Annotated in this window: 2 protein-coding genes; both read right to left on the bottom strand. The window is 56.0% G+C overall.

Annotated elements, in window-relative coordinates; all coding sequences use genetic code 11:
• A partial coding sequence (locus tag HMPREF2710_RS06845) for a superoxide dismutase (protein WP_246824547.1) occupies positions 1 to 2,212 on the bottom strand: 2,212 nt, incomplete at its 3' end.
• Positions 2,213 to 2,248: 36 nt separating this feature from the next.
• Positions 2,249 to 2,737, bottom strand: a 489-nt coding sequence (locus HMPREF2710_RS06840) for an S-layer homology domain-containing protein (protein WP_210388905.1), incomplete at its 5' end; no start/stop codon positions are given.

The raw sequence follows: 2,737 nt of genomic DNA, 5'->3' as shown, positions 1-2,737 counted from the left end.
TGCCGCCGTGCTCCATGCGGTACAGCATCAACGCCAAGTCATAGACGGACGTTGTCTCCATGAAAAAGCGTTCGTGTTCCCAATCCCCGGTGTAGCCCCAAATGCGTTGCTGAACAGCCCACCGAGATTCACGCCAGAAAGCGCTACCCTCCTCCAAATCCAGAACCCATGGGTTAGCGCTCACCTCAGATTCATCCGACCCCGGCAGGCTACCGTTACGAGACTGCGGTGCGGCAGTCGGCAAGCCGGGAGACACCTTACCGCGCGAACGCTGATACCTATACAGGAACGCCGCCGTCGAATAATTGTGCATGTTCATCTCCGGGTGGAAATTCCCATCCGCCCAACCGAACGTAATGCCCTTCTGACGAGCCCAAATATACGCGGCGTAGTCCGGATCATCCGGAGCGATATCTCCATAAGGGCTCGTCGCCGGAAGCTCAACCTTCGGGGAACCCGCCAGGCGGTACAATGCCACCGTCACATCGCGGCGCGTCATATCGCGTCCCTCACTCAAAGAAGAAAACTCAGGAAGAACCTGACGGCGCTTAAACCATGCCCAGGCGGCGTTGACCTCCTTATTCTTCGTAAACTGCAGCTGTAGATCCTTCGAAGTAAGCTGCTCAACCGACTCAACCGTACCGTCCTTGCCGGCAGTCACCTTTTCCAAGAAGAGCCTGTACGAGCCGTCATAATTCAGCGGCGCACCGGGGACGTTCAGCTTCTCATCCACCGTGCCGTCATGGATGTTCTCAGCAGCAATCTCCTGCACCAGCGTTTTCTGACTGGCCAGAAGTCCCTGCGCGTCAACATGCTGCATCGAGAAACGGTAAGAGACCCCAGGCTGCTTCTTCAAGCCGACGGCGCGTACCTGAAGGATATTTTCCTCATCATAAGGGCTCACCGTCGTAGCCTTCAGAAACATCTCAGGGCTAGCCGATTCCTTATTAAGCGAACGTACCGGGATGAAATCTGCAACATCATTCAGCAACTCACCGGGGTAATTCTCATCCTCCGGACGGTCTTTACCGTAGAAACCAATCTTATAGACCTTACCCGGCTTAAGCGTTCCCCCAGGAATCGTAATAGACGTCTTAAAATGCCAATTCAGGAAATAAACGCGCTCTCCACTACGGGAAGCCGGGTACGGAATCCGAGTGGTGAATTCTGGTTCGCCTACAATCTTTCCGGTCTTCGGGTCGACTTCATAAAAAGCCAGAAGCGCGGGGCCATCCTTGCCCTCTCGACTACCGCTCGTAAGGATATGGAACCCCTCAATCGTCAGAGTCGTATCCTTCCACGGGTCATCAATTGCGGGCACACTGAAAATGTACGTCGTCTCAGTCGGCTTAGGGTCCTGCACAACATTAATAGGTGCACGCGCCACAAAACGGAATTCGGACGGCCAAAAATCCTCCCGGTGGCCCTTCTTGTGGTACGTCAAAATGACGTCGAAAAGAGTGCCTTCATTAGCCTCAATAATGTACGGCCCAATATTGAGGAAGAAGGTGTAGCTCCCGTCTGGGTTTTCTACCATCTGCTTCGGGTTGGGCTCACGGTCAAAGAGGTAGCCAAAGTAGGCATATCCGTCAATGCGGGCATGCGCGGCTTTGAAGTACGAAGAACCGCGATCAACCAGAGAAAATTCGTAGAATTCGTAATTCTGACGGAATTCAGCACTGAGCGGAGGCGTCGTCAGCGTGACGGTGCCTCCTCGAGTAATGTTGAGAGTCTCGGGAGAGACTGTAAACCCTTCCATTTCAGGATGGCGAGATTCATCTACCTCCGGAAGCGAATACGTGGGTTCGTCAGCATCTTCTTGAGTTGCAGCGGGGGAGGCGGGGGTCGCCTGCGCCGGCTGCGCCTGCTGCTCAGGTGTAGCCTGTGCCGGCGTTGCGAGTGCCGCCGGGGTGATACCGGCAAGCGGGCTCAAACCCAGCAGTAATGACAGGCTGAGCGCGCGGGCGCTCGCCGGGTGGCGCGGCGCAGTTGAGCGGCACCGGGCGCCTCGTGGTGTGAAGAATGAAGACATCATTATCCCATCTACAAAAAACTGTACGGTGAGTGAAGCGAGCGAGTAGACGAAGCAAGTGAAGAAGTTGAGCGGATAAAGCGTGAAAAGAATCCCCAGAATAGGGGAGAAGAAGCGTTCTGGAGAAACGAATAGGAGGGGCGGCACCGGTGGGCTGAAAAGCCGAACTATGTCGAGCATCCCAGCCCACCGGTTACCCCTCACCACGACCGGGCGCTACTTGAGGTGGCTGCCGCCGTGCTCCATGCGGTACAGCATCAACTTCAAATCACCAGAGGAAACGAAAGACCTATCAAAGTCCTCATAGACGTATTCCCCATCAACGCGGTAACCCCACATGTGGTGATCAACAGCCCACTGAGCCTCACGCCAGAAAGCGCTACCCTGACGAACCTTATGTTGCCAACCGCCAGCACTCCGAGGCGCGTCCTGGTTACCCGGCACAGACGAGCTACGCGGCAACGAGGCAGAGGTCGGCGCCTTCGGCGTGACCTTACCCATCGCCTTCTGATACCTGTACATAAACGCCACCGTCGACGGGGTCGAAAGCTTCGCCTCCGGGTGGAACTTGCCATCCGCCCAGCCGAAGGTAATGCCCTTCTGACGAGCCCAAATGTACGCGGCGTAGTCCGGGTCGCTTGTTGCCACATCCGCGTACGGGCTAAAAGCAGGCAGCTCAACCTTCGGGGAACCCGCCAGACGGTA

The organism is Rothia sp. HMSC069D01 (genome assembly GCF_001810135.1).
Classification (GTDB): Bacteria; Actinomycetota; Actinomycetes; order Actinomycetales; family Micrococcaceae; genus Rothia.
Note: the sequence above shows the minus strand (reverse complement) of the source record. Positions and strands in the feature narration are given on the sequence as shown.